Source organism: Rhodobacter sp. NTK016B (genome assembly GCF_017303295.1).
GTDB lineage: Bacteria > Pseudomonadota > Alphaproteobacteria > Rhodobacterales > Rhodobacteraceae > Pararhodobacter.
The window spans coordinates 338,412-359,599 of the sequence record NZ_JAFKOK010000002.1 but is presented as its reverse complement, the minus strand read 5'-3'; the positions used below and the strand labels follow the sequence as shown (position 1 = coordinate 359,599).

Genomic DNA, 21,188 nt, shown 5'->3' with positions numbered 1-21,188 from the left:
GGGAGTTTTGACATGGATCAAGGCCGCGAAAGCGGTCCAGGGCGATGGTGTCCTTCACACTTTCGCTTTGACGGAGTTTTCCCGTGATCAATGTCTTTATCGGCTACGACCCGCGCGAGGCCGTGGCGTATCATGTCTGTGCCAACAGCCTGATCCGTCATGCCTCGCAGCCGCTCGCGCTGACGCCGCTCGCCCTGAAAGGGCTCAAAGGCTATGCCGAAACCCATAACGACGGCTCGAACCAGTTCATCTACAGCCGTTTCCTGTTGCCGCATCTGATGGAATACAAGGGCTGGGCGCTGTTCGTCGACGGCGACATGCTGCTGCGCGACGATGTCGCCAAGCTCTGGGCCCTGCGCGATGAGAGCAAGGCGGTGATGTGCGTGCATCACGATTACAAGACAAAGATGGAAACCAAGTATCTGGGCGCGAAGAACCAGAACTATCCGCGCAAGAACTGGTCCTCGGTGGTGCTTTGGAATTGCGGCCACCCGGCCAATGCCGTCGTCACGCCCGACTTCGTGATGAACGCCACCGGCGCGCAGCTTCACCGCTTCACCTGGCTGGAAGACGACCTGATCGGCGAGATCCCGAAGGTCTGGAACTGGCTGCCCGACGAATTCGGCGAGAACCCCGAGGCCAAGCTGCTGCACTGGACGCTCGGCACGCCCTGCTTCCACGAATTCGCGCATGTGCCGATGGCGTCCGAATGGCACCGCGAGAAATTGCTGACCGATTACTCGCTGCAGCGTGTCATCGACGGCCCGTTCGAGGGCGAAGAGGGCTACGAAGACGCGCAGAAAACGGCGCAAGCCGCCGAGTGATCGCCGAGTGATCGACGGGTGATCGCCGAGTGATGGCTGGGTGATCGACGGCAGTCCGGGGCTTGTGGCCATTTCGCAAGAACGCGTCGCAAGTCCCGAATTCCCGCCCCCTTTTTCGGGTTTGCTCTGGTTATTCCTGCGCCTATAGCTTTAGGGTGAACCGGAATTCCGAACACGAGATCGGATGCAGTAAGGCCGTTGGGAGCGGACACGTATGAGTAAGAAGACGAAGTCGCCTGCTGCGAAGCCCGCGAAGGCCGCCGTCTTGGTTCTGGGGATGCACCGCTCGGGAACGTCCGCTCTGGCCGGAGTGCTCAGCAAGCTCGGGTGTGAATTGCCTCAGGCGATCATGGAGCCTTCGCAAAGCAACGCGAAGGGCTTTTTCGAATCCACCGCCGTTCGCGATCTCAACGACGAGATTCTCGCCTCGGCCGGAACCGCGTGGGATGATTTCCTCGTTTTCAATCCCCATTGGCACGAGTCGCCGGTGGCCGCGACGTATTTTCAGCGCGCGGTGGATCTCGTGCACGCGGATTTCGGGGACAGCCCGCTTATCGTTCTGAAAGATCCGCGCATATGCCGTCTGGTGCCGTTCTGGACCCGCGTTCTGGAACAGGCTGGCCGGCGCGTTCTGCCGATCCTGACTGTACGCCATCCGGAAGAGGTCGCGCGCTCGCTGCGCACGAAGAAGAAATTCAGCCGGGCGCTGAGCCACATGATCTGGCTGCATTACGTGCTCGAGGCCGAGGTTCAGACGCGTGGCACGGTGCGCTACGCGACCAGCTACGACATGCTGATCCGTCGCTGGCCCCGGGTCGTGTCAGAGGCAGAGAAAGCGCTGGGCCTGCGCTGGCCTCGCGGGCTCGATCAGGTCGAAACAATAGTCGAAGACTTCCTGTCCACCGACCTGCGTCACCATCAGGAACGGCCCGACGAACAGAGCGATAACCCGCTTCTGGTCAATTGGCTGCGCGATACTTACGCGATCTTCACCCGTTGGGCCGAGCAAGGCGAAGACAGCGCCGATTACGAGACGCTCGACGCGATCCGCGCCTCGTTCAACGATGCCGCCCGCGCTTTCGGACGGGTGGTCAAGGCCGAGCGTGAGCAGACCCGCTCGCTTGGTGAGCAGATCACCACGCTTGAGACGGCGCGCGAAACGCAGCAGAAACGGGCCGACGACGCACTCACGAAGCAGCAGGCCGAGGCGAAGAAGCTGTCTGACGCTAATGCGCAACTGGCGAAACGGACCGAGGATGTGGCGCGGCTTGAAAGCGCGCTCGCCGCGCGGCAAGAGCAGCTTGAGGACGAGCGGACCGGGCGCCAGAAAGACAAGGACGCGCTGACCAAGAAGCTCTTGGCGGCCCGCGACGAGGCCGCCGCCGCCGCGCAGAAACTGGCCGACGCGATGGCCGATAGCGAGGCCCGCGCGCAGGAGATCCATCGCCTTGAAGCGGCACTTGCCATCAAGAGCGAGCGCGCGACCGCGAGCGAGCGCGAACGCGCGATCCTCGAGGCGCAGCACAAGACCCTGGCCGAGGAATTCGAAGCGCAGCGCGCGCAGGTCGGCACGCTGAAGGAAGCGGCTTCGGCGCGCGATCAGGAGCTTGCGCAGCTCACGATGGTCATCACGGAAAACGACCGCGAGATTTCTCGTCTGGGCAAGGAACTGACCGAGGCCGAGGCGCAGGCCGAGGCGCGCAAGGCCGAGTTCGACGCGCTGACGGACGAGCTGTCGCAAGTGCGAAGCGCGCTGACCCAGCGCCAACACGAAACCGAGACCACCGCCGCCGAATTGTCCGAGGCCAAGGCCGAACTGGCGCGCGAGGCCGAGGCGGCAGAGCGTCTGCGCACTGATCTCGAGACCGCGCGCAAGGCAGGCAGGGAAATGCAGGACCACCTGCAGGACCGCTTCCGCGAGGTCGCGACGCTCACGCAATATGCGATGAAGCAGCAGGGCGAGATCGACACGCTGCATTCCCAGGTCACCTCGCTGGGCGACAAGGTGGCCGACAGTGAAAACGCGAACGCGGTGCTCAATCGCGACAGCGCGCAGCGGGTAAGCGAAATCGCCGCGCTGCATGTCGACCTGTCGAGCCTGCGTTACGATCTGTCGACCGCTCGGCAAGAGCGCGACGCGCTGGAACGCGAGGTGGCGGCACTTCGTAGCAGTACCTCATGGCGGATTACCGGCCCACTGCGCCGCATGATCCGGCTGGTCAGGCGCGGCGGCTGACGCTTAGCCCGCCGCCTCGGCCCCGGCGACGCGAGCGCGTGCAGTGTGCTGCACCGCGTCAAGCACGCGAAGCACCTGTTCGCGCAGCCGCGCATGGCTGTACTCGGCCCGCAGCTTGTCCTGCGCCGCGCCGATCATCGCCTGACGCTGGGCGGGGTTCACAAGCAGCGTCTCCATCGCGGCGATCCATTCCTCGGTCCCGCGCGCCAGTAGCCCGCAGCCGTCGGAGCACGCTTTTGCGTACACCGGCAGGTCCGAGGCCACGGTGGCGATGCTGGCTGTGGTGTATTCCACCCATTTGGTATCGGCCTTGCAGCGGTTGAAGCTGTTGTCTTCCAGCGGCGCCAGTCCGACCCACCAGCCGAGCGTACGCAGTTGCGGCATGAACGCGTCGTATCCCACGACAAAGGGCAAATGCCGCACGCGGTGCCCGAAACGCTTCAGCTCACCCGGCATCTGGATGGTGCCGAACAGCTCGAAATGCAGCGTCGGCAAGCGGTCGAGCAGCGCACAGATCGCGGGCAGCACCATCGCCAGATCCGCCGAATGCCCGCCGGTGCCCATATATCCCATGACCGGCCCTTGCGCGGGCGGCAGCAGCGCGCCGATATCGTCAGGCGCGACCGAGCAATAGATATCGCCCGCGATGATCGGCGTTTCGACCCCGTGACCGGCCAGCCGCTCGGCCAGTGCCGGGGTCGAGGCATAGACCAGATCGGCGCTTTCGATACTCGCGCGCAGCACCGCAAGACGTTCGGGGTCGTTGTAGATCGCGAATTTATGCGCCCCGAGGCTTTCGGGAACCGCCAGCAGATCGTCGTCGAGATGGAACAGCAGCGCGATGTCCTTCGCGTGCGCATAGTCGGCCCAGATCTTGCCCTGCTCCCATGTGTAGCGTGACAGCACGATGATATCGGGCGCGGTGTCCCGGATGCGTGCGGCGATAGCACTGCGTTCGCCGCGATGGGGATCGAGCGTGACCTCGATCCCCGGCGCCCCGGCCAGAGGCTGGCCGAAACTGATCACCTGCGTCGCCGCAGCGCCGCGTTCTTCGTCACCGACGACAAGAACCTTCAGGGGCGCTGGCATGATCTCAGCCCGCCAGCCCGAGATCTTCGGGCGTCAGCGTCCGCCGCAGCGCCGCCATCGGGGCGGGCTGAGCGGTGCCCTTGCGTTTTTCGACCAGCCGCGCAGCAGTATCGAAGACATCGAGAACCTGCTCTTTCAGCCGTTCGCTGGAATAGACGGTTTCCAGATGCTGCTGCGCACGCAGGGCGGTGGCATAGCGCTCGTCGGGATTGTCGGTCAGTTCCTGCAACGCCTCTTCCCATGCGTCGTCGCCGATCAAGCGGCCGCGGCCCCCGGCCGCGCATTCGTCATAGACCAACCCCCGGCTGGCAATCGTGGCCATGCCGCAGGCGGTGTATTCGACCCATTTGGTGTTGGCTTTGACCTCGTTGAACGCGGTCTGCGCCAAGGGGCAGATACCGATATCCCATTTGCGGTCGGCAAGTGTTTGCAGGAAGGCAGCGTAATCGCGCACGGGTGCGACTTCGACCACCCGGTCGCCGAAGGGGCGCAACTGGTCGGGCAGCGGGATCGAGCCGAACAATTCGAAGGTGACCTCGGGGTTGCGGTGAAGATACCGGACCAGCGCGGGCAGGGCGATTTCGAAGTCATGCGCGTGGTCGAAGCCCATATAGCCGACCTTGCGCACCGGGCCGCGTTCGGCGGGCCGCATCACCGTCGAGGCGCAATAGATCTGTCCGGCTACGGCGGGCCCGAAGAAATTGAGCTGGCGGAAGCGGTCCTTCAGCTTGCGCGTCGAGCAATAACGCAGATCCGCCTTGTTCAGCAGCGTCGTCACCGTCTGAATGCGCGCGGGGTTGTTGTGCATGATCCACTTCTTCTCGCCGATCTCGCGCGGGATGTTCAGCAGATCGTCATCGACATGGAAGATCACCGGCACGTCGTTCTTGCGCCCGTATTCCAGCACCGCGCCAGCATGAGCGGCGCTATAGCGGCAGCAGACGATCAGATCGGGCTTGGCCTCGGCGATCTGCTGAATGAACCATGCCCGCCCCTCGGCGCTTGTGGAATGCTTGCCGAACTTGTCCTTCAGATCGTCGCCCGTCAGCATCAACGGCTCGATCTCGCCCGCGTCGAACAGCGGCTTGAGCGGCTTGAGGAACGACAATTGCAGCGTTGGGATCAGCGCGTTGGCGACGAAAAGCAGCCGTTTCGGCGTGATGCGCTTGGGCTCGGCGGGCTTTGTCGCGGGGCCTGCGCCGACGACCGGGAAGGGCGGCGGAACAGGTCGTGCGCTGCCGCTTGTGCCCGCAACCAGAAGCCGGGCGAAGCGGCGATAAACCTCTGCCGGATCGCTGGGCATCTGTAGCCTGCGCAGGAAGGCGTTCTGCCGCTCGATCAGCATATCGGGGCGCAGCCGAACGTCGCGCTCGAAAGCCAGCCAGTCGTCGAGCGTGCTGATCTCGGCCAGCCCGTCGTAATTGCCCGCATCCATCACCCCGCCAGAGTCGCGCCACACACCGACCGGAATCCCGGCCAGCACCATGTCGAACACCACCGTCGACGGGGCCGAGATACCGTAATCGTAGCCGCGCAGATTGACGTGGTACATCGGCAGGTTGTTGAGCCGCACATTCGCCGGCAGTTCTATATTGTTGCGCAGGACATATTGCCCCCCCGGATGCGGGCGCAGCGTGACCTCGGCGTCGCGCTTGCGCATCTCGGCGCAGAAATCGAAGAAGATGTCCATGAAGGACGCCTTGTGATCGCCCGTAGCGCTCAGCCGGACCGAGTGCAGGTTTTCGCAGACCATGCCGCCATTCTGCGGCGGGTGGTCGGGATGGCTGGCATTGGGCGCCAGCAGCAGCATCGGCGGCCCCGAGACATAGAGCTTGGCGCGCTCGCTTGCTGGCAAGGCGGTCATGACCGAGGGTTCGAACCAACTGCAGACGACATCGGCAGCGAAGTTGATGTTGCGGCCATGTGCGACGACATGCTCGCGGCTCTGTCGGAAGCCTACGCATTCGAAACCGTGCTGCAGCGTGACCCGCAGATAGCCCGGTGGCGCGGCACGCAGAACGTCATGGGTCTGCCAGTGCGCGTTAAGGTTGGATTCGCTTGCTGCGAAGATCATGCCGCTGCCGCCCTGCAGGACGGCATAGGCCTCGCTGATCGCGCCGAAGCGGTGCAGGCTGGCGCCGGTTTCGGCGGCAAGCTGCGCCAGTTCTTTCTGCCAGATCTTCTGCCCGTCGCGAGTGATGAAAGCGTCGCTGATCAGGAAGCCGACCGCCGCATCGGTTTCACGTACGGTCAGGTAGACCAGCCCGCGGACGACATTCACATCCTGCAGCAGGTTGATGATGAAATAGACCGTTTTTCGTTGTTCAGACATGGGCTCTATCGCTTCGCTGGGCTTCGATTTCAGGGGACCAATAGGGCGAGTTCGCTTCGGACAAGAACAGGTGTGGCCTGTCGAAGATCAGCGTGATGATCTCGGCCATCAGCGCCATATCCGGCCGGTAGCGCGATTGTTCTTCCAACTCGCGCCGGGGCGCAGAGACGCGCAGCATCGGGCGAAGACCGGGCAGGTCATCTTGAGTCAGGCGCAGGGTCGGGGCCGGATCGCCGCCTGCAGGCGGGCTGACCTTTGCCACGCGGCCGCGCCAGTTCTCGGCCAGCCTGGAGACTGAGCGGTCGCGCAGCACGACATCCACGAACCGGCCATCGGGGTCCGATCGCGCCGACAGATCGAACGCCAGTTTCGCGGTGGTGCGCGGCGAGGCCGCAGACAGGTAGCCCTGGCGCTGCACCTGTTTGTGGATCTCGCCCTGCGGGCGGCTGCCCTGCAACACGATGACCGGCTTCTGGCCCGGCCAGTCATGCGGTCTGGGGCGCGGCAGCGTCTCAAGGAACGCCGTCAGCCGTTTCGCTTCGACCTGCGCCGAACCAATCTGTTCCATCAGAGCCCCCAGATCGGGCAGGGTCTGCGGGCGAACGCGCAGGGTGTCGGCGTCGAGATGATCCAGTAACTCGCCCAGATCGCGGTAAATGAAGGGGGCGAGCGTGTCGTAAAGCGGGAAGCCCGTGGACAGGACCTGCGAGCCCCCAGCCAGCACCGACACCGCGCGATTGAGCGATTTCACCGTGCTGAATTCCTGCCCATTGACCGGAAGGAAACAAAACAGGCTGTCCGCGATCAGCGCGGTTTCGGCTTCTTCGCTCCATTCCTCGACCAGCGAAGGAACTGGCAGACGTGCGATCATCTCAAGCCGCCGTGTATCCAGCGCGCGGCGATTGGTCAGGATACGCAGGCGCGGCTGGTATCCGCGCGCGCGGATCTGAAGCAGCTGGCCTGAAAAGGCGTGCAGGTCTTCAAGCCCGAGCGAGAAATACGGGTTGTCGCCGATCCCGAACCAACCGATATCCAGCACCTTGCTGGCACGTGTGCGCTGCGCCACCGCGCGCAGCCCTTCGGCCAAGGCCGTGTCGTCCCAGCCGATGGCGGGGTCGTTCATGACCAGAAGCGGCAGATCGGGCACCAGCCGCGCCAGCCGGTCGCGCATGTTCGGGGTCGAGCAAAGGCCGAAATCGACCTGCGCCGTCATCATGCGGAACCACGCGCGCAGATGCATGAAGGCCGCATCCTGTTTCTGGCTGTAATAATCGTCGAAAAAGTCGATCCCGACCGCGCAGCCCTCGGCACGCAATTGCCGGGTTAGCAGCTGGGAGCGCACGTCATGGCATTTGCTGATCAGGTAAATGTCGCCCGCCCGCTCGGACGCCGCCATCGCCTCGTCGATCGGCTGCAGGGTGAAACTGTGACCCTCGGCCTCGATCCACGGGCGGATGCGTTCGTATCGGATACGCACGCCTGCAGTGCTTTGCCATTCGGCGTTGGGAATGATGACGACGATCCGCATCAGAACAATTCCCGCAGCACCGTCACACGGCGAAAGATCGCCTCCCACAGCGCCGGGCGCAAATACTGCGTGCCGACCGGGTCGATCTCGTCGCGGCGCACATACTCGCCCAGATACCCGGCCCGGATCTTCGAGCTGCACAGATGGCGATAGCCCGCATCCAGTGCGTCGAGACCCAGATGGATATCGGCGGCATGATCGGGCACCGGGCCGTCGGGCGTTGGCAGGGCAGCCAGCACGTCGCGCCGCCACAGGGACAGCGGCAGGGCATTGGCGACCACGGCGTAATCGGCCGATGGCAGCGGCTGGAACGTGTCGGGCTCGTGGAAACCGAGCGAAGGTGAGGTTGCAAACGAGACGCGCGCGGGAAACAGCCCGCCCACGGCAGGGCTTAGCACGGCGGCCTTCTTGACCACGCGTTCGGCCAGCAACAGGCAGCTTGCCGATGCCGTGTCGGGCGTCCGGTCGATCAGCGCCTTCAGGCTCACCAGCGTTTGCGGATCGTACAACACCACGCGATCGTCGAGCGTGAGCAGCAGTTCGGTATCGCCCTCGCCGGCAAGGCTGCGCAGATCGGTCTCAAGCCCGGTCTCGCGCCAGCCGCCATTGCCCAGAATGCGATTGAGTGAGGCGCGCAGCGCAGCCTTGTCCACGCCTGCGAGCCGCACGACGAAATCCGCCTGCGCCATGGTCTGGACGCTGCGTAACAGCTCTTCCATCCGCGCGGGGTCATGCGCGGTCAGCACAACCAGCAGGGGGCCGATCTTGCTCGGTTTCGTATCCTGCGCGAGCGCATCCGGCGCGACGGGCAGCAGCAGACGCGTGGGATGCGGCGGGTTGCGCGGGCGGAACAGGACGGCCACGGGGACCGGCAGGGCGGCGGCTTCGGTGGCCGAGGCCGCCAGGCCCGGCGTGCCGATCGAGGGCTGCGACGGGTCCGAGGTCGGGCCAACGGCCGGGGAGACCATCCAGCGCGGGCGCAGATTGGCGTCTTCGGCAACCAGATAGGGAGCGGCGCTGTTCTCGGGCAGGTCGTTGTCCAGCCGCCGCGACACCAGCGCCGAAAGCGTCGGCAACCCGTCGCCCGGCAGGGTCAGGATCAGGCCTGCATCCCCTTGGGGCCGCGCGGGTGCCCGCTCGCCCAACAGGTCGCGCAGGGCGGCTTCGCCCTGCGTCAGCGCGTCCTCGGCGTCGTCAATCGGCGTCACGGACAGGCCGAACAGCGTATCCAGCCAATCGAGCGTTGGTGCGGCGAAGATCGGCTCGGCCCCGGTCGCCCCGCGAAGCGAGACGCGGATGCCCGCCAGCGACGGGGCATTGGCGCCGGTCTTTCCCAGCTTCTCGCGCACCAGCATCTCGGTCAGCGACCACAGCGAATCCATCGGGTTGGACGTGCGTTGCAGCGCCTTGCCCTCGGCCCCGTGCAGCCCGCCGGGCAGCAGCGACGGAAAGGCCAGCAGGGCGGTCGCCTGCACCATGCCGTCCGGGCCTGTCGCCTGCACCAACACCGGCATCATCGGATGGACCAGCGCGATGTCCCACAGCGCCGGGCCTTCGGCGGGCAGTACCAGACTTTCGCCCGCCGGATGCAATACATCGGGACTGTCGGGGACGGCTTGGAACGCGCTCAGCACCCAGGCGGCACTGTCTTCGCCCCCGGCGATGCGCAGGCGGAGCGTTCCGGTGGTCTCGTACCACAGGCTTTCGATGCGCAGCGCCCCGGTCTGGAACGGCTCGAAACCTGTCAGGTTGCCTGAGGCCCTAGCGGAACTCTTGGCGGGCGCGGGCAGACCGAACAGCTTGGCATAGGTGTTGAGCGCGGCGGGCGTCGCGCTCTCGGCCTGCGGGGTGTCAGCCAGGTGGGCAAGCGTCAAAGGCTTCGTGCGCTCGGTAACGTTCGACAGCAGCGTACCGGGGATCGACGCCGCCGCGTTGAAGCCCGCCGGGCGATCGATGATCGGGCCGGGCCGGCTGGGACGCGGGATGGCGAGTTCCGGCGCGGCGCTGGCAGTGGCTGGCGTAACAGGTTTCGCGGTCGCCGTGTCGGGTTGCAGATGCGGCAAGACCGGCCGGGACCGCGGGGCATCCGCACTGGGCTGGCGCCCCAGCATACGGCCGAAACGCTGGTAATGCTCGACCGGGTCCATTCCCGTCAGCGCCACGTCGGGATAGGTGGCCAGATACCACTCGGGGTCGAACGCGGCGGGAAGGGCAGTGCTCATAAATCAATTCCTGAAATCGGGCCGCACAAGGAGATGCGCGGGTCTGCTTTGGCCTCAGTTCGGTCGGGGCGCGGTAAATTCCGCTTTGAAACCCGGTTGTTATCCCTCATGCACCCCGGGGAATGGGTTCAGGTCTGGCAAAGGGCCGTTCATGGCGTGCCATGGGGATGTGACGTAGGAAAAACGGCGGGCACCGAAAACGAACAAAAATACCCTTCGACGCGGTCTTGCCTGAGCGCAAAGTGCGACCGGGTACGAAATCCGGATATCCGCTTCTTCATGGAAGATGGCAGCCATCCTTTTCCAGTCTCCGGTCATAGCGTCGGACGTTGCGAACGCATCTGCACAGACATTCTACACGAAATCCCGTCGGGCGCCCAATTAAGGCACGCCGCATTGCAGCATTGTCAAGAAGCGGGGCGGGATCGGGGCTGGTTCTGTCCCCTTTGTGATCCCGATCCGCCGAGAATTACGCTCAGGCGATGCCTGCACGCAGACATTCGTGCAATCGAAGCAAGCCTACGGGGCGTTTGGACTCGTCCAGAACAACAAGCGCGTTCACCTTGCGCGCATTCATGATCGCCATCGCTTCGGCAGCGAGCATGTCGGGCGGCGCGGTCTGCGGCGAGCGCGTGGCGACGTCGCCCGCGCTCTTTTCCAGCAGGCCGTCGATATTGCGGCGGATGTCGCCATCCGAAATCACCCCGGCCAGGCCGCCCTCGTCGTCGATCACGCAGGCGATGCCGAAACCGGCGCGGGTCATGGTGATCAGCGTCTCGGACATCGGCGCATCGGCGGGCACGATCGGGATCTCGTCGACGCTGTGCATCAGCTGGTGGACCTGCGCCAGCTTCGAGCCGAGCTTGCCGCCGGGATGGAAGATGCGGAAATGCTCGTGCACGAAGCCGCGCTGCTGCATCAGCGCCACGGCCAGCGCATCGCCCAGAGCCAGCGTCAGCGTCGTCGAGGTGGTGGGCGCCATGCCGATCGAGCAGGCCTCGGGCGCGTCGGGCAACAGCAGCCGCAGGTCGGCGGCGCGCATCAGCGTGCTGTCGGCCTTGCGCGAGATGGCAATCATCGGGATCGCGAAACGGCGCGTATGGCTGATGATATCGCCCAGCTCCGTCGTCTCGCCGGAATTCGAGATCAGGATGCAGACATCATCGTTCGTCACCATGCCAAGGTCGCCATGGCTGGCCTCGGACGGGTGGACAAATTGCGCCGGCGTCCCGGTCGAGGCGAAGGTCGCGGCGATCTTGCGGGCGATGTGACCCGATTTGCCGATGCCGCTGAGAATAACGCGGCCCTTGCAGTCAAGGATGGTTTCGACACTGGCGATGAAGTCGCTGGGCAACGCCTCGGCCATCTGCAGGACGGCGTTACCTTCGACCGTCAGCACGCGAGAAGCGGCTGCACGGACCTGATCGGCGTCGATGCTCTGACGGGCAGAGATAGGTTTCGGATACATGGAAATGCCTATATCTTAGACGAAATGCTATACAGAGGGGCGCGTTCGTGGTGCTTACATTGGCGCTACGCAATTTACAGGGTGTGGCCTAAACTCTCGGTTTTCGTTTGTCTACGGTCTGGATCAATCTTGTGGCAGGTGTATGCCGAGCCTTTGGGCAGCGGGTTGCTGAAGCGACACTTTGCGCGGATAAGAGGACCAAATAGCCTCGATTAGCGGCTATCCGGGAAACACGGAGATTTCACAATGAGCAAGAAACTTAAGATCTATGTCGGTTACGATTCCCGCGAAGATATCGCGTGGCAGGTAGCCCGTCACTCGACGTTGCGCCACACCTCGGGCGATGTCGAGATCTATCCGTTGCGTCAGCCAACCCTGCGCGAGCTGGGTCTCTATACTCGTCCCGCTGACAACGCGACGACCGAATTCTCGCTGACGCGCTTCCTGACGCCCTATCTGGCGGCGCATGACGGCTGGTCGATCTTCATGGATTGCGACTTCCTCGTGAGCCGCGACATCACCGAGATCTTCGATCTGCTCGATGACAGCAAGGCGCTGTACTGCGTTCAGCACGATTACACGCCGGCCAACATGATCAAGATGGATGGCAAGCAGCAAAGCGTCTATCCGCGCAAGAACTGGTCGTCCTTCATGGCCTTCAACGGCGCCCATCCCAAGGTGAAGGCGCTGACGCCGTCGGTAGTGAACACCGAGGGTCCCGGCTATCTGCACCGCTTCAGCTGGCTCGACGATTCCGAGATTGGCGAGCTGGACCGCGAGTGGAACTTCCTTGAGGGCGAATACGAAAAGCCCGACCAGATGCCAATGTGCGTGCACTACACCAATGGCGGCCCGTGGTTCGACGACTGGCAGGATGTCGATTTCGGCGACGAATGGCGCGCCGAGCGTGATCTCTACCTCGCCTCGGCCCGGTCGCAGGCGGCCGAGTGAGGCATCATAAGATGGCGTGACCCACGCCCTCGCAGCGTCCGAAAGGACGCTGCATTTTCCGGTTCAGCGGGTGTTGGTAGAAGGGGGCAGGGCTATGATTGACTACGAGCGCCTCGAGGCACAATTCGCCGAGGCGAAACAGTGCTGGGATGCAGCCGATCCGTTCCCTTTTTGCGTCATGGACGGTTTCCTGAACCCTGCCACGGCCGAGCGGATCGCGTCCGATTTCCCGGCCACGATGGGCCGTATCAACAAGCTTCCCAAAAGCCACCATGACGTTGAGCAGAAGCGCGGCGTTCCGCTTCTGGACGCGATGTCCGACAGCCAGCGGGAGTTCTTCCAGCAGGTTCAGTCTCCGGAATTCCTCGAATTTCTGGAACGGCTTACGGGGATCTCGCCCCTTTATGCCGATCCTCATCTCAATGGCGGCGGTCTGCACGAGATCTATGCCGGGGGCTTTCTGAACGTCCATGCCGATTTCAACTTCCACCCCACCATGGGGCATCTGCGCTGCCTCAATCTGATCGTGTATCTGAACCCGGATTGGGATGATGCGTGGAACGGCCAGCTTGAATTGTGGTCCGAAGACTTCTCCGGCGCCCCTGTAAAGGTGAGCCCACAGATGAACCGCGCCGCCCTGTTCCGCACGTCCGAGACCTCCTGGCACGGTCACCCCAAACCTCTGGCCGCGCCCGAGGGTGTGAGCCGGCGTTCGCTTGCCGTTTACTATTACACCGACTGGCCCGAAGGGCTCGAGCAGCGAGCGGTGACAACCTATATGCTGACACCGGATCAGAAGGACGATCTGATCCGCGAGCTGACCGCCGCTGCGGACCAGATTCACAACGAAAAAGACGCCGTGCGCCTTGCGCCGCGCTACTCTCCCCGACATGTGCGCGCGGTTTACAAGGAGCTTTTCGAGCGCTCCTGAACCGCCTTGGGCGCCCGTGCTACGGGATTTTGTGGCCCGAGCCCACGACGGATGCAGCAAGGACTGCAGGCCGACTTGGCGCAAGGCGCGCTCAAGGCAAGCAAGAACCCGCATTGATGGCATGCCCCGATCACTGTTACGATAGTTCGTCTATGCTGTCTGCGGGTTGGATTGATCGCGTGCAGTTCTAATATCTTGTTCACGGCCTGCGTCCCGAAGCCGCGCTTCCAGATGCCGGACCCCTTCGGCGCCACGAATTATTCACAACACCTTGGACACAATGCTGATTTCAGACTCCTACCGTGCCCTGAACGAGCAATTGCACAACACCCATCGTTACGGCGAACGCGGGGACAAATGGGCAAAGCGCGTTCGCTTGTATATCGAGAGGTTCCAGCCTGAGAGCATCCTGGATTACGGCTGCGGCAAGGGGGCTCTGAAGCGGGCGTTGCAGGACGAGTTCGACGGCACCTTCAGTGAGTATGATCCGGCGATCCCGGAAAAGAGCGCGCGGCCAGAGCCTGCGGACCTTGTCGTCTGCACGGATGTTCTGGAGCATATCGAGCCCGAATGTATCAACGCCGTCATCGATGATCTTGCCGCGCTGGCTCGGGTTGCGTTGTTCGTCGTGGTCTCGACACGACCGGCGGTCAAGACACTCGCGGACGGACGCAATGCCCACCTCATCATCCAGCCGCTTGAAGACTGGCTGCCACTGTTCACACGCTCGATGACGATCGTTGAGCGGAAGGAAATGGGGGACGAGTTCGCGTTGTTGCTGACCCCGGGAATAACCACGGAGGGGTGATGCCGGCGACGCCAGACGCTTCAAAGAGTGCAAGAAGAGCGGTCAAAGCCTCGTATCAGGCGATCGTACGTGCTGGTGGCGGCCTGGAAATGCTCGGTGTTTACGCCGATGCTTGGGCGGCCTTGGGCGTGGGGGGCATGGGTTTCGCAGAGATAAAGGATCCCGCGCTGACAAAATGCCGGAGGTGGAACGGCGAGCGCAAAGAGGGCGCTACGTTGGTTGTGATCCGTGCCATTCGTCACGTCGGGGGTCAGATTCGTATGGCACGTGTCGTGGCACAGCTCGCGCGCGACTCGGGGCTTCGGATCACGCTGTGCGTCGAAGACCGTCTGGTGGCGCTGTTCGCCCGCAGCTTCCCTGAGATCACTGTTCGTTCTGAAAACGAGAAACACGACCTGCTGGCGGCCTCTGACTTCTGGGCGTCTTACGAGAAAGTGGCGCAATACGTCTGGCCCTCGAAGGATCGGATCGCCGCCACCTTTCATCCACTTCGTCCGGACACGGCACAGACAGATGCCTTGCGTGCGCGTTATGCAGGTTCGGCGGGGCAAAGGCCGGTCGTCGGTGTATCGTGGCACAGCACGAACGCCGACAAGCAGCTTCCGGAAGTCGGGGATTGGCGCGTGCATTTGCAGGAGCTGGAATGCTGGGGCCTGTCGCTGCAATACCATCCCGAGGCTGCGGGGCTCCGCCATTTCGAGACCGAAGGCCAGCAGATCATGAATGTCGATCCCGACATTGACGCGCGCGATGACGTTGATGGCCTTGCGGCGCAGATTGCCGCCACCGACATTGTGATCACGATCAGCAACACGACCGCCCATCTTGCCGGGGCGCTGGGTCATCCATGCATCATCGTTCTGGATGATAAGGAGCACCTGATCTGGCCGCGGAACTCGGCAGAGGTTTGTTACTATCCGTCCGTGACGTTGGTCAGAAAATCGGGACGCCCGTGGCCAGAAGTGTTCCGGTCGGTACAGGCACTGGTGCAGGCTCGGCTTGGTTACGGTTTGCACAAAGATGCTGCGGTGGTTGCTCCCAGTTCAGATTTCGGCAACACACAGCCTGTCTGACATGTTTTTTCTCGTTTGACCGATCATGATGGTGTGTATCGCTGAAAGAAACTACTAACGCTCATGATGAGCTCTTCGTGCGATCTTTCGACAGGTCCACGATGCTCGTTGCCTTCTGGAACACGATTTCAAAGAGACATTTATGACCATTCTCGTTACCGGCGGCGCCGGATTTATCGGATCGCATCTGACCGCCAAACTGCTTGAAGCCGGGCACAGCGTACGGATCCTCGACACGCTCAGCGCTCAGATCCACGGCGAGGTGCCGGAAAACACCGAGTGGCTGCGCGAGACGCCGAACCTTGAGTTCATGCGCGGATCGGTGGCCGACCGTGAGGCACTGGCGAAGGCCATCGACGGGGTCGAGGCGATCGTGCATCTGGCCTCGGAAACCGGCACCGGCCAGTCGATGTACGAGATCTCGCGCTATTGCCACGAGAATGTGCAGGGCACCGCCGAGCTGTGCCAGATGCTGGCCGCGACCAAGGGCCACGGCGTCAAGCGCGTGCTGCTGTCCTCGTCGCGCTCGGTCTATGGAGAGGGGGCTTACCTGCGCCCGTCGGATCAGGCGCGGGTGACGCCCGCCCCGCGCACTGCCGCCGCCTTGAAGGCGCGGCAATGGGAGCCCGTCTGCGCCCAGACCGGCGAGGCGCTGCAACTGGTCCCGACGCGCGAAGACGACCGCACCGCGCCGTCTTCGATCTATGCGGCGACGAAGCTCATGCAGGAAGATTTGCTGCGCATCACCTGCGACAGCATGGGCATCGGCTATGGCATCCTGCGGCTGCAGAACGTCTATGGCGAAGGCCAGTCGCTGAAGAATCCCTATACCGGCATCCTGTCGATCTTTTCGACCAAGATCCGGCGCGGGCTGGAACTGCCGATCTACGAGGACGGGCTGGAGAGCCGCGATTTCGTGCATGTCTCGGATGTGGTCGCGGGCTTCGTCAAGGCACTCGGCACGCCAGAGCCTGTCAACACGATCGTCAATGTGGGCTATGGGCAGGCGACCTCGGTGCTGGATGTGGCGGCAAGCCTGTCGCGCGCTTTCGGGGCCGAGCCGAACACGCGCGTCACCGGCGAGTACCGGCTGGGCGACATCCGCCACAACGCCGCCGATGTCACGCGGCTGGAAACCCTGCTGGGGCACACGCCCGAGGTCGATCTGGATACCGGCCTCTCGCGCTTCGCGGCCTGGGTCGGCACGCAGGCCCTGCCCGAGGACCAGCTGGAAAAGGCCAAGGCCGAGCTGGTGCAGAAGGGGCTGATGGGGTGAGGACCAAATCGCTTGCCAATGCTCGGATGGCCGGGCTAGTCGAAGCCCGCGCCCCGTACCAGGCTATAGCTACAAGAACACGATCGACAGGAAGGATCGAGTGACATGAGCAATTCAACGCCGATTGTTTGGATCGCTTCATACCCGAAAACGGGTAGCACGTGGTTGCGTGAAATCGTGTCGAACATGGTCGACCCGGACAGCAGCACCCGTAAAGACACGATTCCTTCCTATCAGAAGGAATGGCCTGACAATCTTGTGGCGCGACCGCTCGCAATGGGAGAGTGCGCGCTTGTGAAGACTCACCTGTTCCCCGGCAATCCACGCATGGCGCGGATCGACGTCGATACGCGCGCGGCGATCACGATCACGCGTCATCCTTTCGATATCTTGCTGTCGTCCCTGAATTACGCTCGGGTCAAGGGTAAGGACGAGCTGTTCATTGATGGTGTCGCGCGTCCGGTTGAGGAAATCATCGAGCGTGGCGAACTGGACCATTACATCGATGACTTTGCGAAGTCGGACGGTTTCCCATGGTTCGCAGGTCCGTCGGGCGAGTTTTCGACTTACCAGCAGAAGTGGCGCGAAGGGATGCAGGGCAAGCCCTATCTCGAACTGGTGTACGAGGATATGTTCGCCGATCCTGAAACGGCCTCGAAGCAGATTGCGGAATTCCTGTTCGCCGACCCTTCGACTATCGATCTCGGAAAAGTGCTCGAAACCTCCGACGAAAAGACCAAGGCCAACGGCAAATTCTTCTGGAAGCGCCGGTCCTACAATTTCGTTGAACTCGTACCCGATGCCCAGATCCGGCATTTCGAGGATGTCTGCGGCTACCAGCTTGAGGCTGCCGGTTACGCGAAGCATCTAGCCTAAAACGACAGGAGCGCCCGCGGGCGCTCCTTTCAGTTCTGGCATGGGGCTTGGCTCTTAGTCCCAGCCCATCTTCTTCAGATAGCCTTCGATCAGCGGGACGTCGGACGGGTTGTTCAACTCCCAGAACACCGCGCCGGGGGCCGAGACCTCGACCGCCTGAACCGGCGCGCCGTTTTCAAGGAAGCGCAGCTGTTCCAGGCCTTCGAGCGTCTCCAGCGGCGCGGGTTCCCACGCGATGTAGCGCGCCAGCGCCGTCGGGCGGTACGCATAGAGTCCGACATGGTGGAAGACCGGCACCTGCCCGTTGACCACGCCCTTGCCATTGGTGAAGGGGATGACCTCTTTCGAGAAATACAGCGCCTGTCCCAGCTGGTTCGACACCACTGTGGTCGCGCCCACGCGTCCGGCGGCGCGGTCGGCGATGAAGTTCTGCACGGCCTCTTCGTCGCAGCGCAGCACGGGCGTCGCGACCTGCAAATCCGGCGTCTCGCGCATCGCGCGTACCAGCGCGGTCACGAAATGCGCGGGGGTGAGCGGCGCGTCGCCTTGCAGGTTGACAACGATTTCGGCCTCGATGCTCGCATTCTTGACCGCCTCGGCCACGCGCTCGGTCCCGTTGCGGCAGCTTTCGGCGGTCATGATCACGTCGACGCCGATCCGCGCGGCCTCGTCGGCGATGCGGCTGTCATCGGTCGCGACATAAAGGGGTATGTCGCCGCCCAGTTCTTCGGCGGCGTTGCGTCCGGCGATGACCGAACGCTCCAGCAGCGTCCGTTCGACACCATTGGCGCCTTTCAGCGTGGCCAGCGGCTTGGCCGGGTAGCGGGTCGAGGCGTAGCGCGCGGGAATGATGATCGCGGTATCGGCCATCTCAGAGCCCTTTTGCCAGCGCGTCGAAGGCGCGAAGCTGACCGATCAGCGCGCCCAGCTCATTGATCGGCACCATGTTGGGACCGTCCGAGGGGGCGTTGTCGGGGTCTTCATGCGTTTCGATGAACAGACCCGAGATCCCGACCGCGCAGGCCGCCCGCGCCAGCACCGGCACGAATTCGCGTTGCCCGCCCGAGGTGGTGCCCTGACCGCCCGGTTGCTGCACCGAATGCGTGGCGTCGAAGATCACCGGATAGCCGGTCTGCGCCATAATTGGCAGGCCCCGGAAATCCGTCACCAGCGTATTGTAGCCAAACGAAGTGCCGCGGTCGCACAGCATGATCCGCGTGTTGCCCGTCGATTCCACCTTCTTGGCCACATTGGCCATGTCCCAAGGGGCCAGAAACTGGCCTTTCTTGACGTTGACGGCTTTGCCCGTCGCCCCGGCGGCCAGCAAGAGGTCGGTCTGACGGCACAGGAAGGCGGGGATCTGCAGCACGTCGCAGACTTCGGCGGCCGTTGCGCACTGGCTTGCCTCGTGGACGTCGGTCAGTACCGGCACGCCGAATTCGTCGCGGATCTTGCCGAGAATCTCGAGGCCTTTCTCGATTCCCAGCCCGCGCTGGGTCGAGATCGACGAGCGGTTCGCCTTGTCGTAGCTCGCCTTGAAGACGAATTGCGTGCCCGTAGGCGCGCAGGCTTCGGCGATCTTCTCGGCCATCAGGCGCGCATGGTCCAGGCTTTCAAGCTGGCAGGGGCCGGCGATCAGGAAAATGGGCGAGCCGGCACCAGCCTTGATGTTGCCGATTTCTATCGTTTTGGCGGTCATGTGAAGCCTTGAATTTGTCTTGGATGTCAATTGTTTCCGGGCCGCCCAGAGGGGCCTTGCCGCGTTCTGCCGTCAATGGCGCGTCCGGCGGCAGGGCAGCGAATTAAGCCCCTTTGACGGGCCCGGGTTGAAGCTTCACCTAGTATCCTGCGCTACCCGCGCAGGTGCAAGGGTGGTTCTGTCATCCGACCCCGTGCCGCGCGACACAGGGCACGAAATCGCGCGGGGCCGGGATGCGCGCTCCGCCGGGTGGGGACGGGGGTGCCCGTCCCGGTCAGCAGCGCGTAGAGCGCGTCCATCCGGTGATGGCAGGGGTTCGTTTGACTCTGCATGGCGCGCTCAACCGACCACCCGGTGACCACGACCGCGCAGGCACTGGATCACCATCGCCTCGCGCCGATCCGACACATCGACCGCGCTTGCCGCGCCGCCCGCGACGGCCCCGGCAATTGCGCCACCCAGCGCGTCGCCGCCCGCATCCGCATCGCCCAGCACGGCACCAAGGCCCGCTCCGAGAAGGGCCGCGCCCATCGTTTCATGGTCAAGCTGGCGCTGATCGCGCGCAAGCGTCTGACAGGCGCGCAGATCGGCGTGGTAGGCAGGCGTCGGCGCGCCGTCCAGAACGGGGGAGTAGCCAGCGCCCGAATTGGCGCAGGCGCCCAGCGCCATAGCGGTGCCGAGCAGAAGGGAAAGAGGGGCTTTCATCGTCATATCCTCGTGCGATGTTTGTGACGCACGGGGATTTATGGGATCGAAGAGCCGCCCGGCATGACCGCCGGTATCAGAGGATTGACCGCCGGTATCAATCGGCGCCCAGAAAAGCCGTCGGGCTGCGCCCGGTCCAGCGGCGGAAGGCCCGCACGAAGGATGAGGCCTCGGAGAAGCCCAGCAGATAGGCCGTCTCGTTGACCGAGACCTTGCGCGCGCGCAGGTAATCCACCGCCATCCGGTGACGCAGCGCATCGTGCAGGCCCGCGAAGGTGACGCCTTCGTCCTTGAGCCGCCGGTACAAGGTCTGGCGGCTCATGCCCAGATCGCGTGCCAGACGGTCCATCGACGGGGCGCCCTTGTGCAGATCTGGCAACAGCCGCGCTTCGATCCGCGCGCGGATCGTGTCGGTCTGCGAAAGCTCGGCCAGCAGCGCGTCGGCATGCCGGGCGAAGATGCCGAACACATAGGGGCTGCCCGGTTCGAATTCGGCGCGGTCGGTCAGCCAGACGGGATCGATGCGAAGCGCGTTGCGCCCGGCGCTGAACCGGACGGGGATCTGCAAAAGCTCGGGATAGGCCGCGGCATGGGGCGGCGGCGGCCAGCTGACATCGAGCGCCAGCGCGAAGACCTGATCGGGAAAGGCGCGGCGAAACTCGCTGATGAAGCGGGCAAAAGACGCCTCAAGCATGAGGTAATCGGCATCCGCAACCGGCAGGTGGTCGACGATCCAGACCTCGACCCCGCTGCGCCGGATCTCGAACCGGTCGCGCCCGGGCATGGCGTTGGTATCGGCGATCAGTCGCAGGTAGCGGTTGAGCTGGGCGATGGAATGTTCGAGCGAGGCCGAGTGATGCACGATCTGACCCACGACCGACATCTCTTCCAGCCGGGTATCGAGCGTCTGGCGCAGCAAAAGCGCGGTATCGCCGGTCAGCGCCATGGCCGTGCCGATCACCGCCTCGTAGGCGGCGACCGGAACGCGGCCATCCTGAACGGCCAGTTGCGCGGGCGTGAGGCCGCTGGCGCGCAGCAGCGCGTCGCGCCCGGCCCCCTGCGTGACCGCGTAGTCCACAAACGCCGCGACGAAACCCGCCGCCATCATGGGCTGGGACATGAGACCCCCTTGATCCGTTCGCGCGACCTTAATCCAGCTTTCCGCCCAAC

At 63.6% G+C, this 21,188-nt stretch carries 17 protein-coding genes; 8 read left to right on the top strand and 9 right to left on the bottom strand.

Annotation, left to right across the window (positions count from 1 at the left end; translation table 11 throughout):
* Positions 1-83 precede the first annotated feature (83 nt).
* Positions 84-824, top strand: a complete 741-nt coding sequence (locus JI664_RS04070; RefSeq protein ID WP_207012440.1) for a glycosyltransferase — start codon at positions 84-86, stop codon at positions 822-824.
* 214 nt (positions 825-1,038) lie between these two features.
* Positions 1,039-3,060, top strand: a complete 2,022-nt coding sequence (locus tag JI664_RS04065) for a hypothetical protein (RefSeq protein ID WP_207012439.1) — start codon at positions 1,039-1,041, stop codon at positions 3,058-3,060.
* Positions 3,061-3,063: 3 nt separating this feature from the next.
* Here JI664_RS04065 and JI664_RS04060 read toward each other — a convergent pair whose 3' ends face one another.
* From JI664_RS04060 to JI664_RS04040, 5 genes are all read right to left on the bottom strand, one after another.
* The gene (locus JI664_RS04060) at positions 3,064-4,149 is read right to left on the bottom strand and encodes a glycosyltransferase (RefSeq protein ID WP_207012438.1); all 1,086 of its coding nucleotides are present in this window, start codon (positions 4,147-4,149) and stop codon (positions 3,064-3,066) included.
* Positions 4,150-4,153: 4 nt separating this feature from the next.
* Positions 4,154-6,481 carry a glycosyltransferase family protein gene (locus JI664_RS04055; protein ID WP_207012437.1) on the bottom strand — a complete coding sequence of 776 codons (2,328 nt, stop codon included), beginning with the start codon at positions 6,479-6,481 and terminating at the stop codon, positions 4,154-4,156.
* Positions 6,474-8,009, bottom strand: a complete 1,536-nt coding sequence (locus JI664_RS04050) for a hypothetical protein (protein WP_207012436.1) — start codon at positions 8,007-8,009, stop codon at positions 6,474-6,476. Before JI664_RS04050 ends, JI664_RS04055 begins: the two co-directional genes overlap by 8 nt.
* Positions 8,009-10,231: a hypothetical protein gene (locus JI664_RS04045; RefSeq protein ID WP_207012435.1), complete on the bottom strand. Its 2,223-nt coding sequence runs from the start codon at positions 10,229-10,231 to the stop codon at positions 8,009-8,011. The genes JI664_RS04050 and JI664_RS04045 overlap by 1 nt, the downstream gene beginning before the upstream one ends.
* 475 nt (positions 10,232-10,706) lie before the next feature.
* Positions 10,707-11,699, bottom strand: coding sequence for a KpsF/GutQ family sugar-phosphate isomerase (locus JI664_RS04040; protein WP_207012434.1), 993 nt, complete (start codon positions 11,697-11,699; stop codon positions 10,707-10,709).
* A 246-nt stretch (positions 11,700-11,945) separates the two neighbouring features.
* On the opposite strand from JI664_RS04040, the gene JI664_RS04035 reads away from it, so the two are divergent.
* The 6 genes from JI664_RS04035 to JI664_RS04010 all read left to right on the top strand — a co-directional run bounded on the left by JI664_RS04035 (position 11,946) and on the right by JI664_RS04010 (position 17,614).
* A complete protein-coding gene (locus JI664_RS04035) occupies positions 11,946-12,650 on the top strand; it encodes a glycosyltransferase (protein WP_207012433.1) in 705 nt (234 codons plus the stop codon).
* Between the two features lie 16 nt (positions 12,651-12,666).
* Positions 12,667-13,581 carry a 2OG-Fe(II) oxygenase gene (locus JI664_RS04030; RefSeq protein WP_207012432.1) on the top strand — a complete coding sequence of 305 codons (915 nt, stop codon included), beginning with the start codon at positions 12,667-12,669 and terminating at the stop codon, positions 13,579-13,581.
* 280 nt (positions 13,582-13,861) lie between these two features.
* The gene (locus tag JI664_RS04025; RefSeq protein WP_207012431.1) at positions 13,862-14,389 is read left to right on the top strand and encodes a class I SAM-dependent methyltransferase; all 528 of its coding nucleotides are present in this window, start codon (positions 13,862-13,864) and stop codon (positions 14,387-14,389) included.
* Positions 14,389-15,462, top strand: a complete 1,074-nt coding sequence (locus JI664_RS04020) for a hypothetical protein (protein ID WP_207012430.1) — start codon at positions 14,389-14,391, stop codon at positions 15,460-15,462. Before JI664_RS04025 ends, JI664_RS04020 begins: the two co-directional genes overlap by 1 nt.
* 142 nt (positions 15,463-15,604) lie before the next feature.
* The gene (locus JI664_RS04015) at positions 15,605-16,738 is read left to right on the top strand and encodes an NAD-dependent epimerase/dehydratase family protein (RefSeq protein ID WP_207012429.1); all 1,134 of its coding nucleotides are present in this window, start codon (positions 15,605-15,607) and stop codon (positions 16,736-16,738) included.
* Between the two features lie 105 nt (positions 16,739-16,843).
* Entirely contained in the window at positions 16,844-17,614 is a 771-nt protein-coding gene (locus JI664_RS04010; RefSeq protein ID WP_207012428.1) for a sulfotransferase domain-containing protein, read from the top strand.
* Positions 17,615-17,668: 54 nt separating this feature from the next.
* Here JI664_RS04010 and JI664_RS04005 read toward each other — a convergent pair whose 3' ends face one another.
* The 4 genes from JI664_RS04005 to JI664_RS03990 form a co-directional block, all read right to left on the bottom strand.
* On the bottom strand, positions 17,669-18,484 hold the full coding sequence (locus JI664_RS04005; RefSeq protein WP_207012427.1) for a 3-deoxy-manno-octulosonate cytidylyltransferase: 816 nt from the start codon (positions 18,482-18,484) through the stop codon (positions 17,669-17,671).
* A 1-nt stretch (position 18,485) separates the two neighbouring features.
* Positions 18,486-19,313, bottom strand: a complete 828-nt coding sequence (gene kdsA, locus JI664_RS04000) for a 3-deoxy-8-phosphooctulonate synthase (RefSeq protein WP_207012426.1) — start codon at positions 19,311-19,313, stop codon at positions 18,486-18,488.
* Positions 19,314-19,652: 339 nt separating this feature from the next.
* Positions 19,653-20,018: a glycine zipper family protein gene (locus JI664_RS03995; protein ID WP_207012425.1), complete on the bottom strand. Its 366-nt coding sequence runs from the start codon at positions 20,016-20,018 to the stop codon at positions 19,653-19,655.
* Between the two features lie 97 nt (positions 20,019-20,115).
* A complete protein-coding gene (locus JI664_RS03990; RefSeq protein WP_207012424.1) occupies positions 20,116-21,138 on the bottom strand; it encodes an AraC family transcriptional regulator in 1,023 nt (340 codons plus the stop codon).
* Between the last annotated feature and the right edge of the window lie 50 nt (positions 21,139-21,188).